The organism is Streptomyces spinosus (assembly GCF_020400655.1).
In the GTDB taxonomy this organism is placed as follows: domain Bacteria; phylum Actinomycetota; class Actinomycetes; order Streptomycetales; family Streptomycetaceae; genus Streptomyces; species Streptomyces argyrophylli.
Genome location: NZ_JAINRC010000011.1, coordinates 334,833 through 349,327 on the forward strand (window position 1 = coordinate 334,833; position 14,495 = coordinate 349,327).

The 14,495-nt window shown below is 70.1% G+C and carries 13 protein-coding genes and 1 riboswitch; of the genes, 2 read left to right on the forward strand and 11 right to left on the reverse strand.

Features of this window, described 5'->3' with window-relative positions:
- Nucleotides 1–420 (forward strand): TOBE domain-containing protein, encoded by a 420-nt coding sequence (locus LG395_RS22490; RefSeq protein WP_225810992.1) that lies wholly within the window; start codon nt 1–3, stop codon nt 418–420.
- 54 nt (nt 421–474) lie between these two features.
- Here LG395_RS22490 and gcvP read toward each other — a convergent pair whose 3' ends face one another.
- Nucleotides 475–3,360 (reverse strand): aminomethyl-transferring glycine dehydrogenase, encoded by a 2,886-nt coding sequence (gene gcvP / locus LG395_RS22495; protein ID WP_171158332.1) that lies wholly within the window; start codon nt 3,358–3,360, stop codon nt 475–477.
- A 174-nt stretch (nt 3,361–3,534) separates the two neighbouring features.
- A riboswitch (glycine riboswitch) is annotated at nt 3,535–3,629 on the reverse strand.
- A gap of 119 nt (nt 3,630–3,748) precedes the next feature.
- On the opposite strand from gcvP, the gene LG395_RS22500 reads away from it, so the two are divergent.
- Nucleotides 3,749–4,120, forward strand: coding sequence for a PRC-barrel domain-containing protein (locus tag LG395_RS22500; RefSeq protein WP_171158330.1), 372 nt, complete (start codon nt 3,749–3,751; stop codon nt 4,118–4,120).
- Here the strand turns inward: LG395_RS22500 and LG395_RS22505 are convergent.
- The 10 genes from LG395_RS22505 to clsA all read right to left on the reverse strand — a co-directional run bounded on the left by LG395_RS22505 (nt 4,042) and on the right by clsA (nt 14,357).
- Nucleotides 4,042–5,517, reverse strand: a complete 1,476-nt coding sequence (locus LG395_RS22505) for a DNA polymerase IV (RefSeq protein ID WP_225810993.1) — start codon at nt 5,515–5,517, stop codon at nt 4,042–4,044. The genes LG395_RS22500 and LG395_RS22505 overlap by 79 nt on opposite strands.
- 78 nt (nt 5,518–5,595) lie before the next feature.
- A complete protein-coding gene (locus tag LG395_RS22510; RefSeq protein WP_171158326.1) occupies nt 5,596–6,279 on the reverse strand; it encodes a MerR family transcriptional regulator in 684 nt (227 codons plus the stop codon).
- A gap of 260 nt (nt 6,280–6,539) precedes the next feature.
- Nucleotides 6,540–7,013, reverse strand: coding sequence for a bifunctional nuclease family protein (locus LG395_RS22515; protein ID WP_026253112.1), 474 nt, complete (start codon nt 7,011–7,013; stop codon nt 6,540–6,542).
- Nucleotides 7,014–7,098: 85 nt separating this feature from the next.
- Nucleotides 7,099–7,836 carry a transcriptional regulator FtsR gene (gene ftsR, locus LG395_RS22520; protein WP_225810994.1) on the reverse strand — a complete coding sequence of 246 codons (738 nt, stop codon included), beginning with the start codon at nt 7,834–7,836 and terminating at the stop codon, nt 7,099–7,101.
- Nucleotides 7,837–7,880: 44 nt separating this feature from the next.
- On the reverse strand, nt 7,881–8,711 hold the full coding sequence (locus LG395_RS22525) for a zinc-ribbon and FHA domain-containing protein (protein WP_212768287.1): 831 nt from the start codon (nt 8,709–8,711) through the stop codon (nt 7,881–7,883).
- A gap of 190 nt (nt 8,712–8,901) precedes the next feature.
- Nucleotides 8,902–9,765: a DUF881 domain-containing protein gene (locus LG395_RS22530; RefSeq protein WP_225810995.1), complete on the reverse strand. Its 864-nt coding sequence runs from the start codon at nt 9,763–9,765 to the stop codon at nt 8,902–8,904.
- A gap of 5 nt (nt 9,766–9,770) precedes the next feature.
- Entirely contained in the window at nt 9,771–10,103 is a 333-nt protein-coding gene (locus tag LG395_RS22535; RefSeq protein ID WP_003988855.1) for a small basic family protein, read from the reverse strand.
- Nucleotides 10,100–11,008, reverse strand: a complete 909-nt coding sequence (locus LG395_RS22540) for a DUF881 domain-containing protein (RefSeq protein WP_225810996.1) — start codon at nt 11,006–11,008, stop codon at nt 10,100–10,102. The genes LG395_RS22535 and LG395_RS22540 overlap by 4 nt, the downstream gene beginning before the upstream one ends.
- Nucleotides 11,009–11,139: 131 nt before the next feature.
- Complete coding sequence (locus tag LG395_RS22545; RefSeq protein WP_171158318.1) at nt 11,140–13,635, reverse strand: mannose-1-phosphate guanyltransferase; 2,496 nt, start codon at nt 13,633–13,635, stop codon at nt 11,140–11,142.
- Between the two features lie 113 nt (nt 13,636–13,748).
- Nucleotides 13,749–14,357, reverse strand: coding sequence for a cardiolipin synthase ClsA (clsA, locus tag LG395_RS22550; RefSeq protein WP_225810997.1), 609 nt, complete (start codon nt 14,355–14,357; stop codon nt 13,749–13,751).
- Nucleotides 14,358–14,495 lie beyond the last annotated feature (138 nt).

Sequence of the window (14,495 nt, forward strand, 5' to 3'; positions counted from 1 at the left end):
ATGACCCTGAGCATCCGCAACCAGCTGCCCGGCACCGTCACCGAGGTGCGCGCGGGCGAAGTCATGGCGACCGTCAAGGTCCGGCTCACCGGCGGCCAGGACCTCACCGCCGCCGTCACCCTGGAAGCCGTCGAACAGCTCGGCCTCGCCCCGGGCTCCCCGGTGACCGCCCTGGTGAAGGCGACGGAGGTCTCCCTCGCCGCCAACCGGGTCGAGGCTCTGTCGATCCGCAACCAGCTGCACGGCACGGTCATCCGCCTCTCGCTCGGCGAGGCCATGGCCACCGTCCGGGTCGCCGTGGAAGGCGGCGAGCTCACCGCCGCGATCACGAAGGACGCGGCCGGGGACCTCGGTCTGTTCGTGGGCTCCGACGTCGTCGCCCTGATCAAGGCGACCGAGGTCTCGCTGGCGACGGCGTAGCACGCCCGAAGGCCCCGCCCGGAAACCCGGGCGGGGCCTTCGTCGGCGGTTCGCTCAGTCCTCGTAGGCGTCCAGCGGCGGGCAGGAGCACACCAGGTTGCGGTCGCCGTAGGCCTGGTCGATACGGCGCACCGGCGGCCAGTACTTGTCGGCGGCCGAGACACCGGCCGGGAAGACGGCCTCCTCGCGGCTGTAGGCGTGCGTCCACTCACCGCCGAGCGCGGCGGCGGTGTGCGGGGCGTTGCGCAGCGGGTTGTCCTCGGCGGGCCACACGCCCGAGCCGACCTTGTCGATCTCCGCGCGGATGGCGATCATCGCATCGCAGAAACGGTCCAGCTCGGTGAGGTCCTCGGACTCGGTGGGCTCGATCATCAGCGTCCCGGCCACCGGGAAGGACATGGTGGGCGCGTGGAAGCCGTAGTCGATCAGGCGCTTGGCGACGTCGTCCACGCTCACGCCGGTCGCCTTGGTCAGCGGGCGCAGGTCGATGATGCACTCGTGCGCGACGAGGCCGCCGGGGCCGGTGTAGAGCACCGGGTAGTGCGGCTCCAGACGCTTGGCGACGTAGTTCGCGGACAGCACCGCGACCTGCGTGGCGCGCTTGAGGCCCTCCCCGCCCATCAGGCGGACGTACGCCCACGAGATCGGCAGGATGCCCGCGCTGCCCCACGGGGCTGCCGAGATCGGGCCCACGCCCGTCTGCGGGCCGGCCTCCGGCTGGAGGGGGTGGTTCGGCAGGTACGGCGCCAGGTGCGAGCGGACCGCGACCGGACCGACGCCCGGACCGCCGCCGCCGTGCGGAATGCAGAACGTCTTGTGCAGGTTCAGGTGGGAGACGTCGCCGCCGAAGTGGCCGGGCTTGGCCAGGCCGACGAGCGCGTTGAGATTGGCCCCGTCGACGTACACCTGGCCGCCCGCCTCGTGCACCTGGGCGCAGATGTCGGCGACGTGCTCCTCGAACACGCCGTGCGTGGACGGGTAGGTGATCATCAGCACCGCCAGCTCGTCGCGGTACTGCTCGATCTTGGCGCGCAGGTCCTCGACGTCGATCTCGCCGTCCTCGGCGGTCTTGACCACGACGACCTTCATGCCGGCCATCACGGCGCTGGCCGCGTTGGTGCCGTGCGCGGAGGACGGGATGAGGCACACGGTCCGCTGCTCGTCGCCGTTGGCACGGTGGTAGCCGCGTACGGCGAGCAGACCGGCCAGTTCGCCCTGGGAGCCGGCGTTCGGCTGGAGGGAGACCTTGTCGTAGCCGGTGACCTCGGCGAGTCGGTCCTCCAGCTCGTGGATGAGCGTGAGGTAGCCCTCGGCCTGCTCGGCGGGCGCGAAGGGGTGCAGCTGCCCGAACTCGGGCCAGGTGACCGGCTCCATCTCGGTGGTCGCGTTGAGCTTCATGGTGCAGGAGCCCAGCGGGATCATGCCGCGGTCGAGCGCGTAGTCGCGGTCGGCCAGCCTGCGCAGGTAGCGCAGCATCGCGGTCTCGGAGCGGTGCTGGTGGAAGACCGGGTGGTTCAGGTACGCGTCCGTGCGCAGCAGCGCCTCGGGCAGGGTGTCCTCGGCGCTCTCGTCCAGCGCCTCGATGTCGCCCTCGACGCCGAAGGCGGCGAAGACGGCGGCCAGCTGGGCCCGGTTCGTGGTCTCGTCGCAGGCCGCCGAGACGTGGTCGGCGTCGACGAGCCGCAGGTTGACCCCGTTCTCCCGGGCGGCGGCGACGATCGCGGCGGCCTTGCCGGGCACGCGCGCGGTGATCGTGTCGAAGTACGCGCCGTGGACGATCTCCACACCGCCGGCCTTCAGCCCCTCGGCGAGGATCGTGGCGTACCGGTGCGTGCGCCGGGCGATGGTCCGCAGGCCCTCCGGCCCGTGGTAGACGGCGTACATGCCGGCCATCACGGCGAGCAGCACCTGGGCCGTGCAGATGTTGCTGGTGGCCTTCTCGCGGCGGATGTGCTGCTCGCGGGTCTGCAGCGCCAGGCGGTAGGCCCTGTTGCCGTCGACGTCGACGGAGACGCCGACGAGCCGGCCGGGGAGGCTGCGGGCGAACTTCTCGTGTACGGCCATGTAGCCGGCGTGCGGGCCGCCGAAGCCCATCGGCACACCGAAGCGCTGGGTCGTGCCGACGGCGATGTCCGCCCCGAGCTCGCCCGGCGACGTCAGCAGGGTCAGCGCGAGCAGGTCGGCGGCGACCGTGACCAGGGCGCCCAGCTCGTGCGCCTGGTCGATGACGGGCTTGATGTCCCGTACGGCACCGGAGGCGCCCGGGTACTGGATCAGCACGCCGTTGATCTCGCGCTCGGCGATGTCCGCCGGGATGCCGTCGCCGAGGTCGGCCACGACGACCTCGACGCCGGTCGGCTCGGCGCGGGTCTCGATCACCGCGATGGTCTGCGGCAGCGCGTCCGCGTCGACCAGGAACAGGCCCTTCTTGTTCTTGCCCATGCGCCGGGACAGCGCCATGGCCTCGGCGGCGGCGGTGCCCTCGTCCAGCAGGGAGGCGCCGGAGGTGGGCAGGCCGGTCAGCTCGGCGACCATCGTCTGGAAGTTCAGCAGGGCCTCCAGGCGGCCCTGGGAGATCTCCGGCTGGTACGGCGTGTAGGCCGTGTACCAGGCCGGGTTCTCCATGACGTTGCGCAGGACGACGGGCGGCGTGAAGGTGCCGTAGTAACCCAGGCCGATCATGGAGCCGAGGACCTGGTTGCGGTCGGCGAGCGAGCGCAGCTCGGCGAGCACCTCGGCCTCGGTGCGGGCGCCCGGCAGGTCCAGGGCATCCGCGTTCTTGATCACATCGGGCACCGCCGCGGCGGTCAGCTCGTCGAGCGAGCCGTAGCCGACCTGCGCGAGCATCTTGGCCCGCGCCTCCTGGTCGGGTCCGATGTGGCGCTGCTCGAACGGGGTGCCCGCTTCGAGTTCGGAGAGCGGGATGCGATGGGCGGTCATTGCGGAGGCCTCCTGGTCTGACGCGACCTGCGAGGGGCACCACGGCGCGGGTACCCCGACGGCCTCCCCCTCTGTCATCTCGACCTGAGAGCTTCACCGGACGCCCGCGGGCACCGGCTTTCCCCGTCGGTGAGGGCGGAAGCCGTCGACATCCGCCCTGCTTTCCAGAGTGACCTCGTCCGTGCGGTACGTGAGCCTGAGAGATTCCGGGGAGGATTTGCTCCTTCGGCGCCTCCGAGGTGGTCGGAGGACTCTCCCGCACGGGGTCAGCAGCCTTTGTCAGCCTACCAGCGAGGTCAACGCCGGGGCCTTCGAGTGGCCGCCTCCTTGAATGTGCTCTTTCGTAGTGCTTACGGAGGAGTTGCGACCACGTGGAGGGAGAGGGACCGTGCAGACCGACATCGATCCACGCAACCTGATCGGCCGCAAGGCGTTCGACCGCAACGGCACCAAGATCGGCACCATCGACGAGGTGTACCTGGACGACGCGACCGGCGTGCCCGAGTGGGCCGCCATACGCACCGGCCTGTTCTCCCGCGACGCCTTCGTACCCCTGGAGCCGAGCGAACTGGTCGACGACACCCTGCACGTCCCCTTCGACCGCGCCCTGATCAAGGACGCCCCCGACTTCGGCGTGGGCCGCCACCTCTCCCCCGAACAGGAACTCCAGCTCTACCACCACTACGGCCTCGACGTGGCCCCGCCCCCCAAGGTCCCGGACCGCGACTTCGGCAAGCTGGCGGGCTCGGAGGAGCCCTGACCGGCGGCTTCTTCCGGGGTCCGGGGCGCAGCACCGCCGTGCGGGTCGCCGCCGGGCGGGTTCGGTGGCCCCGTGACCAGCGGCAACGGTTCGGCGCCCGCCAGTGCGGGATCGTCGACGAAGAACGTCCGCACCCGCCCCGGAGCGGACTGAGGCGTCTCGAACCGCACGGTCACCCGCCCCAGCCCGCTCCCCTGCACCCACCCGTGCCCGTACTCCGTATGGCGCACGTCCTGCCCGGCCCGCCACTCCCGCCCGGCGGGCGCCGCCCGCTCCACGACGGCCTCCACCGCGCCCTCCTCCGGCTCCTCCGCCGCGGGCACCGGCCTCGACTGCGCGAACAGGTCCTCCTGCGTGTAGTCGGCGAGCCCGGACACCCCCACCCCGAGCAGTCGCACCCCGCCCGTGGTGTCCACGGAGTCCAGCAGCCGCGCCGCCGCCTCACGGATGACGACGGGGTCGTCGGTGGGTCCCCTCAGCGTCTCGGAACGGGTCAGGGTGGAGAAGTCGTACCGCCGCACCTTCAGCACGATGGTCCGCCCCGACAGCCCGGCCTCGCGCAGCCGCCGCACACACCGGTCGGCCAGCCGCTGCACCTCAAGGCCGACCCGCAGCCGGTCATGGATGTCCACGTCGTAGGTGTCCTCCACGGACACCGACTTGGCCTCCCGCTCGGCCACCACGGGCCGCTCGTCCCGCGCCAGCGCCATGGCGTACAGCGCCTGCCCGTGCGCCTTGCCGAGCAGCCGGACCAGCTCGTCCTCGCCGGCCTCCGCCAGCTCCTGCACCGTGGTGATCCCGGCCCGGCGCAGATGGTCCCCGGTCGCCGGTCCGACACCCGGCAGGGTGCGCACCGGCAACGGTGCCAGCAGCGCCCGCTCCGTGCCCGGCTCGATCAGCCGCAGGCCGTCCGGCTTCGCCTGCTCGGAGGCGATCTTCGCGAGCATCTTGGAAGCGGCGAGTCCCACCGACCCGGTGAGCCCGGTGACCGCCCGGATGTCCGCGCGCAGCTGCTCCCCCGCCCGTCGCGCCGACTCCTGGTCTTGGGCCGCTCCCCCGGCTTCCAGGTCCACGAACGCCTCGTCCAGGCTCAGCGGCTCGACCAGCGGTGACAGCTGCCGCAACAGCGCCATCACCTGGTCGCTGATCGTCCGGTACAGGGTGAAGCGCGGCACCAGGTAGGCGGCGTTGGGAGCCAGCCGGCGCGCCTGGGCCATGGGCATCGCCGAGTGGACGCCGAACACCCGTGCCTCGTACGACGCGGTCGCCACCACCCCCCGCGGTCCGAGCCCGCCCACGACCACCGCTTTCCCGCGCAGACTCGGCTTGGACGCCTGCTCCACCGAGGCGTAGAAGGCATCCATGTCGAGATGCAGGATCGTGGGCGCGTTTCTCACATCCCCGATGCTGCACCACGGCACTGACAACGCGGGCGGATCCGGGCGTCTGAGAGGCCCGGCGGTCGGACGCGGCCGTCAGACCGCCCGGTTGCGGCGCCGCGCCAGCTCGTCCGCCGGGTTGTGCCCGACCAGGGTCTCGCCCGTGTCGATGCGCTCACCGTGCAGTTGGGAGAGGGCGCTCTCCACGTCCCGCCACACCACGCCGACAGCGATCCCGAAGATGCCCTGACCACCCTGGAGCAGGGCATGGACCTCGTCCGGCGAGGTGCACTCGTACACGGTGGCGCCGTCGCTCATCAGGGTCATCCGCTCCAGGTCACGGAAACCGCGTTCCCTGAGGTGCTGGACGGCCGTGCGGATGTTCTGCAGGGACACCCCGGTGTCCAGGAACCGCTTCACGATCTTCAGGACGACGACGTCCCGGAAGCTGTACAGACGCTGGGTGCCCGACCCGTAGGCGGGCCGGACGCTGGGCTCGACCAGACCGGTGCGCGCCCAGTAGTCGAGCTGCCGGTAGGTGATGCCGGCAGCCGCGCAGGCCGTGGGCCCGCGGTAGCCGATCTCCTCGGACGTCATGGACGCCACCCCTCCGCCGTTCGGCACCGCCGTCGGCAGCTGCGGAGCGTGCTCCACCGCGCTGCCGGGATGGGCATGACCCCCGCCGGATCGCGGCCGCGAGCTCGGGGGCGGGTACGGACCGCTCTCCCCGAAAGCGCGTCCGGGGGCACCCCCAGCCGTACCGTCGCCGCTGGTTCTCACGCCGACCTCCGTCCTTGACCTGCCTTCTCGACGGTAGGCAGTCACCAGGGGTGCGTCAACGATCGCCACACTCGGCACGCCGAGTGATAATCACCCAAGGAGTGGTTTCCCGTGTCCCACCGCGGGGAAAGGCTAGCCGAATGCGCTGGCGGGGGGCCGTAGGACGCTCTCACTGGCCGGAGGCAATTGCCGGGGCGCGGACCGTGCGGTACCGCCGTCCGCCCCCGGGCACGCCGGAGCGGACGGGCGGTCGCCGGGGCTCACTGGCTGCTGGTGCCGAAGTCCTCGGGCGAGATCTGGTCGAGGAACTCGCGGAACTTCTCCACCTCGTCCTCCTGCTCGTCCGGAATGGCGATACCGGCGTCGTCCAGCACCGTGTCACTGCCGTAGATCGGCGTTCCGGTGCGCAGGGCGAGCGCTATGGCATCGGAGGGGCGGGCGCTGACCTCGACCCCGCTGGCGAACACCAGCTCCGCGTAGAAGACACCTTCCCGCAGATCGGTGATGCGCACTTCGGTCAGCTCCTGGCCGACGGCCTCCAGCACGTCCTTGAACAGGTCGTGGGTCAGCGGTCGCGCGGGGGCCATGCCCTGCTGGGCGAAGGCGATCGCCGTCGCCTCCCCCGGCCCGATCCAGATGGGGAGGTAACGATCGCCTCCCACTTCGCGCAGGAGCACGATCGGTTGGTTGGAGGGCATTTCGACCCGGACACCTACGACATCGAGCTCGTTCACACAGCAACCCTAGGCGGTGCCCGGGACGTTTGGGTAGTCGGGCCGGGAACAGGTGCCCGATCCGGCCGCTCCACGGCCCGCCGTATCAGGGCAGCCGGACGCCGAGAGCGGTCTTCACCAGGGCCGCGTGCAGCCGCACCGTCAGGGCCGCCAGCTCCTTCGTACGGGCCTCGGCGTGTGCCCTGGTCTGCGGATTGCGGTGGCGCCTGAGCGGGGCCACCACCTGGTCGACCAGGCCCGCCTCGCGGTCGGCGGCGGCCTTCATCGCCCGGAGGTGACGCGGCTCGATCCCGAACCGCCCCAGCTCGGTGATGAGGGAGGCCACGGTGACGGCCTCGGCGTCGTACGCCCCGTCCTCCAGCGGAGCGATGAGCCCGTAGGACTCCCACTCCTTCAGGTCGCTCTCGTCGACGTCCGCGGCGGCCAGCAGCTCGGACCTGCCGATCCTGGCCACCGTGGGCCCGTCCACGCGCGCGGGTACGTCCTCCGCGGTGCGCTGACGGCCCACCACGGGCAGCGGGACGGCCTCGCCCCGCTCCATGGCGTCCAGGTGCTCGCGGATCACCTTGAGCGGCAGGTAGTGGTCCCGCTGCATCCGCAGGACGTGACCGAGGCGCTCGACGTCCCCGGCGCTGAACTTGCGGTACCCCGACGGGGTCCGCTGCGGCTCGACGAGTCCCTCCGACTCCAGGAAGCGGATCTTGGAGATGGTGACTTCGGGGAACTCGTCGCGCAGCACGTTCAGCACCGTGCCGATGCTCATCAGCCCACTGTCCCTGGCGGCGGTACCGCTTCCGGCACCGCCGCTCGGTGTTTGAAGCATGGACCTTCCCTGGGGGTCCCCCCGGACGTCGGTCCGGGGGCGGGTCAGATGCCCTGCCGGCTCGCGTAGAACACCAGCCGGTACTTGCCGATCTGCACCTCGTCACCGTTCGACAGGGCGACCTGGTCGATGCGCTCCCGGTTGACGTACGTGCCGTTCAGGCTGCCCACGTCGGCCACCGTGAAGGAGCCGTCCGGGGAGCGCCGGAACTCCACGTGGCGCCGGGAGACCGTCACGTCGTCCAGGAAGATGTCGCTCTGCGGGTGCCGGCCGGCCGTGGTCAGGTCGCTGTCCAGCAGGAAGCGGCTGCCCGAGTTCGGCCCCCGGCGCACCACCAGCAGCGCCGAGCCCATCGGCAGCGCGTCCACCGCGGCCTGCGCCTCCGGGGAGAGCATCGGCAGCGGCGTCTGGCCGGTCGCCTCGGAGTCGTAGGCCTCCAGCCCCGAGATCGAGATCGTGGACGTCGTCTCGGAGGCGCGCTCGGGCGTCAGCCCGGGCCGCAGCGGCGCCCCGCAGTTGGAGCAGAACCGGGCGTTCTGCGCGTTCCGGTTACCGCACCTCGTACACACCAGGACCGACATCGACGGATCCTCCTGCCGCGGCTGCCCCGCCGGGGCGTTGGACGCGTACGGGCCGGGGACGAACCCTCCACCCGTACCTGAGGTTGACGGTTGCCCGAAACCTATGCCGCCGGACTGGGCAGGGTCAACAGACGCCGCGCCCTGACCTCCCGAAATGTCACCGCCCGGACCAGCGACCTGGTCCCGGAACAGCGGGCGCTGGCCCTCCGCGTCAGGCTGTGCGCGATGACGAGCGGTCGCGTTGTCGCTGCCTTCTCGCGCGCTCTTGCCGAACAACTTCGCAAACAACTTCACGGGCGATTCCCCTTGACCGAAACAGACCCGCCCGTGGGGCAGGACGAACCCTGATTGCCTACACCGGCCGAGCCGGACATTCTCACAACGTCCGTAACCACCAGACAGTTTCCACCACGCACCACCCCTTCGGTGCGCCGACCCCCCGCAACCTCATGCCCCTGCCGGACGACCACCATGCACCGCCGGCTCACTGGGAGGACGACCGAGCGTAGTCAGGCCGCTTCGCCTGTCGCAAGGCATCCACGACGATCTTGTCCGACCGCTCGACGGTCACCGTGGCCTGCTCCTTCTCGAGAGTCTGCACCACGCCTCCCGGGATGTTCAGCGCGGGCTCGAGGTCCTGCGGCTTGCCGATGACCTGGAAACGATAGGGGGCGTTGATCTTGTTCCCGTCGACGCTCACACTCTTGCCGGAGTCGGTGAAGTAGGTGCCGGCGACCACCCGCACCCCGTTGACCTCTATCGCCTCCGCACCGGCCGCGCGCAGCTCCTGGATCGCGTCGAGCAGCATGTCCGCCTCGACCGTCCCCTTCGTGTCCTCGATCGTCATGGTGATGCCGGGACCCTGCGCCGCCACGGTGCCCGCCAGGATGCCGAGTTGCCTTTCCTTCTCGGCGGTCTGACGGCGCGCCTCCGCGGCCTGGTCGGAGCTGCTCTGCAGCTCCTGACGCTGCTTGTCGAGTCCCTGCTTCTCGTCCTGAAGACGCTGAGTACGCGAATCCAGTTCATCGAGGATGCGCACAAGATCTTCTTGGCGGGCCCCGCGCAGCGCGCCGTCGGTGTCGCTGTTGGACGCCACCTGCACGGCCAGGCCGAAGCCCAGGCCGAACAGCAGTACCGCGACGATGAGTTGGGCACGCGTGAAGCGCGGCGGCCACAGTCCCTTGACGAGCCGCTGCCGGCCCGTCAGCTGCTGCTCGGGTTCCTCTGCGGACGGCTTGCCGGCCCCGGGCGCGGGCGCGGGCACTTCCGCCGGCAGTTCCCTGCGCAACCGGTTCTCCGGCTGGTCGTTACGGCCGTTGCCGTCGTTGCTGTCGTTCTGCTCGTTCATCGGTGTCACGCCCGGAACACGTGCCGCCGGATCGCCGCGGCGTTGGAGAAGATACGGATGCCCAGGACCACGACGACACCCGTGGACAGCTGCGCGCCCACGCCCAACTTGTCGCCGAGGAACACGATGAGGGCGGCGACGACCACGTTCGACAGGAACGACACCACGAAGACCTTGTCGTCGAAGATGCCGTCGAGCATGGCCCGCAGACCACCGAAGACGGCGTCCAGCGCCGCCACGACGGCGATCGGCAGATACGGCTCGACGACCGCCGGAACCTCGGGCCGGACCAACAGGCCGGCCACGACTCCCACGACGAGGCCCAGTACGGCGATCACGATGTGCCCTTCTCGGTTTTCTCGGACTTCGGCTGTGCTGTGCGTACGATCACACTGGGTGCGGCGGGCAACCGGACGTCGCCCTCCGTGGAGATGGTGGCGCGGATGGCGTAGTTCTCCTCCAGGGCATGCAGATACAGGCCGTCGGCGCTGTTCTGGAACCTGGTGCTCAGCCTCTCCCCGTCCCCCACCGCCAGCACCGTGTACGGCGGCACCAGCGGCCTGTTGTCGACCAGTATCGCGTCACCCGCCGCCCTGATCGCGGACAGGGCGGTCAGCCGCTGCCCGTTGACGGAGATCGCCTCGGCTCCGGAGGCCCACAGCCCGTTGACCACGCGCTGCATGTCACGGTCCCGTACCCGGCCGGTGTCGGAGAAGCCCGAGGTCTCCCGGGGGTTGGCGCCGTCGCCGCCGCCGCTCGCCTCCTTGGCGTCGTTCACGACGAGCTTGACGCCGGGACCGTGCACAGCGGTGGCACCCGACAGCAGTCCCACCAGGTCTGCCTCGGCACTGCCCCCGCTCGATCTCAGGGCCGCCCGCTGCCGCGCGCTCACGTCGTCACGCAGTGTGTCGACGGTGCTTTCGAGCTTGTCCGCGGCCGCGGTCTCGCTGTCGATGCGGTCGATCAGCTCCTGGCGCTCCTTGGCCACCACGGGCGCCGTCACGCGTGCCTGGGCCGCCCCCACGGTCACGACGAGCGCCGCGAGGACGAGGCCGGCGGCCAGGCCCAGCTTGGCCCTGAGCGTCTTCGGCAGGCCGCCCTGGCCCTCGGACTTCTTGCGGGCGGCGGCCTCGGCGTACCCGTCGTCGAGGCTGTGGTCCATGACGTTGGTGATCAACGACATGGACGCGTCCGGGCGCTGCGGCCGCGTGGGGCTGCTCCGAACGGGGGGTTGCTGCGGCATGCCGCACATCGTCGCATGTCGCGAGCAGTACCTCCGAACGGCCCCACCGGCGTGCCGGACAGGCCCCCTTGGGGACACTTGTCCGGCACCGCACGCGTGCAGCGGGTTTTGCCGTTCTCAGCCGCCGACGCTCACCGGCCGGCGCTGTCCACGACCGCCGCCCACTCGTCCAGCAGGGCCTGCGCGGACGCGTCGTCGGGCCCTTCCGCCCACAGGTGGGTGACCGCCTCGGCCGGGTCGGGCAGCACCATGACCCAGCGCCCGTCGGTCTCCACGACGCGCACACCGTCGGTCGTGTCGACGGAACGGTCCCCCGCCGCCTCGACCACTCGTCGCATCACCAGACCCTTGACGGCCCACGGCGTCGCCAGGTCCCGCTTGAGGACGTGCGCCCGCGGGATCCGGGCGTCGATCTGGCTCAGCGTGAGCTGGGTCCGCGCCACGAGCCCGATCAGGCGTACGAAGGCCGCCGTGCCGTCGTACACACCGCTGAACTCGGGGACGATGAACCCGCCCTTGCCGTCGCCGCCGAAAATGGTGCCCTCCTCGCGCCCCACGCGCGTGAGGTCGTCGGGCGAGGTGGTCGTCCACTCGACCTGGGTGCCGTGGTACGCGGCCACCTGCTCGGCGATCCGGGTCGTGGTGACCGGCAGGGCCACCCGTCCGCTGCGCCGCTCGGCGGCCACCAGGTCCAGCATCACCAGCAGCGCCCGGTCGTCCTCGATGATCCGGCCCTTCTCGTCCACGAGCGACAGCCGCTCGCCGACGGGGTCGAACCGGACGCCGAACGCGGCACCCGAGGAGGCCACGATCTCCCCGAGCCGCACCAGCCCCTTGCGCCGCATCTCGGCCGTCTCGGTGGGCCGGGACTCGTCCAGACCGGGGTTGATGGTCAGCGAGTCCACACCAAGCTTGCCGAGCAGGCTGGGCAGCACCAGTCCGGCACTGCCGTTCGAGGCGTCCACGACCACCTTGAGACCCGACTCGGCTATCCCGGTCGTGTCGACGTTGCGCAGCAGCGATCCGGTGTACGAGTCGAAGACGCTGGCCGGGAAGTGCAGGTCGCCGATCTCACCAGGGAACGCCCGCCGGTACTCCTGGCGTGCGAACACCCGGTCGAGCTTGCGCTGACTGCCCTGGGAGAGGTCCGCGCCCTGTCCGTCGAAGAACATGATGTCGACCGAGTCCGGGACACCCGGCGAGGTCCGGATCATGATGCCGCCGGCACTGCCGCGCGCGGTCTGCTGCCGGGCCACGGGCAGCGGTACGTTCTCCAGGTCGCGTACGTCGATGGCGCTGGCCTGCAGCGCGGAGATCACGGCGCGCTTGAGCGCGCGGGCACCCCGGGAGTGGTCGCGGGCCGTGGTGACGGTGGAGCCCTTCTTCAGGGTCGTCGCGTAGGCACCGGCGAGCCGCACCGCCAGTTCCGGCGTGATCTCCACGTTCAGGATGCCGGTGACGCCCCGGGCGCCGAACAGATGGGCCTGCCCCCGGGACTCCCAGATCACCGAGGTGTTGACGAAGGCGCCGGCCTCGATGGTCTTGAACGGGTAGACGCGGACGTTGCCCTGGACGATCGATTCCTCACCGATCAGGCACTCGTCACCGATGACCGCGCCGTCCTCGATCCGGGCCGCACGCATGATGTCGGTGTTCTTTCCGACGACACAGCCGCGCAGATTGCTGTGCTGCCCGATGTACACGTTGTCGTGGACGACGGCCTTGTGCAGGAAGGCACCGCTCTTGACGACGACGTTGGAGCCGACGACGGTGTGCTCCCGGATCTCCGCGCCGGCCTCGACCTTGGCGTAGTCACCGATGTACAGCGGTCCGCGCAGCACGGCCTCGGGATGCACCTCGGCGCCCTCGGCCACCCACACACCCGGGGAGATCTCGAAGCCGTCGATGTCGACGTTGACCTTGCCCTCGAGGACGTCCGCCTGGGCCTTCACATAGCTCTCGTGCGTGCCGACGTCCTCCCAGTAGCCCTCGGCGACATAGCCGTAGATCGGCTTGCCTTCCTTCATCAGCTGCGGGAAGACATCGCCGGACCAGTCGACGGGCACGTCGGCTTCGACGTAGTCGAAGACCTCGGGCTCCATGACGTAGATGCCGGTGTTCACCGTGTCGGAGAAGACCTGCCCCCAGGTCGGCTTCTCCAGGAAGCGTTCGACCTTGCCTTCCTCGTCGACGATGGTGATGCCGAACTCCAGCGGATTGGGCACACGGGTCAGGCAGACCGTGACCAGAGCGCCCTTCTCCTTGTGGAAATTGATCAGCTCGGTGAGGTCGAAGTCGGTCAGGGCATCGCCGGAGATGACGAGGAAGGCATCGTCCTTCAGCGCCTCCTCGGCGTTCTTGACGCTTCCGGCGGTACCGAGTGGCTTCTCCTCGTTGGCGTACGTGAGCTCCATGCCGAGCTCTTCGCCGTCACCGAAGTAGTTCTTTACGAGGGACGCCAGGAACTGCACCGTGACCACGGTCTCGTTGAGCCCGTGCTTTTTGAGCAGTCGCAGCACGTGCTCCATGATCGGGCGATTCGCCACGGGCAGGAGCGGCTTGGGCATGCTGGAGGTCATTGGGCGAAGGCGCGTGCCCTCGCCGCCGGCCATCACGACGGCCTTCATGTCGGAAGCGTCCTCCTAAAGAGATGACTGTCTAGCCGACTTCACCCGTCCAAAGTGTCCCGCATTTCAGGGCGGGCGGCCATCGGACGACTTTGTCCAGACAAGAGACGGGCTCAATCGGCCACGGCGTCCGCGCGCACCAGACGGCGGACTTGTACTAGGTACAGCACTCCTGCCCACCAATAGAGGGTTGTACCCCATCCGGCGAAAGCCCACCCGAAAACTGCAGCGAGTGACGCGATCCATCCGTTTCCGTCGCTGAGGAGCAGGAGCGGGAAGGCGTACATGAGGTTGAACGTGGCGGCCTTGCCGAGGAAGTTCACCTGCGGCGGCGGATAGCCGTGCCGGCGGAGGATGCCCACCATGACCAGGAGGACCAGCTCGCGGGCCAGCAGGAGGGCGGTGAGCCAGAGCGGGAGGATCTCCCGCCAGGTCAGCCCGAGCAGTGTGGACAGGACGTAGAGCCGGTCCGCCGCGGGGTCGAGCAGCCGGCCGAGGCTGCTGATCTGGTTCCAGCGCCGGGCGAGCTTGCCGTCCAGGTAGTCGCTGATGCCGCTGAGCGCGAGCACGAGGAGGGCCCAGCCATCGCTCTTGGGGCCGCCGAACTCCGGCCTGAGGATCAACCACAGGAAGAGGGGTACGCCGACGAGCCGCGCCATGCTGAGGATGTTGGGGATGGTGAGGACCCGGTCTGTCTGGACGCGGGTCTCCTGGACCTCCACCCGGGGGCCTCCTGTGCGAAATGAACCAACGATGCCCCCTGACCTTACCTCAACGCAAAAAAGCTCCGGCTCCTGGGCGGTGCCCAAGAGCCGGAGCTTCAAAAGGAGTTCGGCGGCGTCCTACTCTCCCACAGGGTC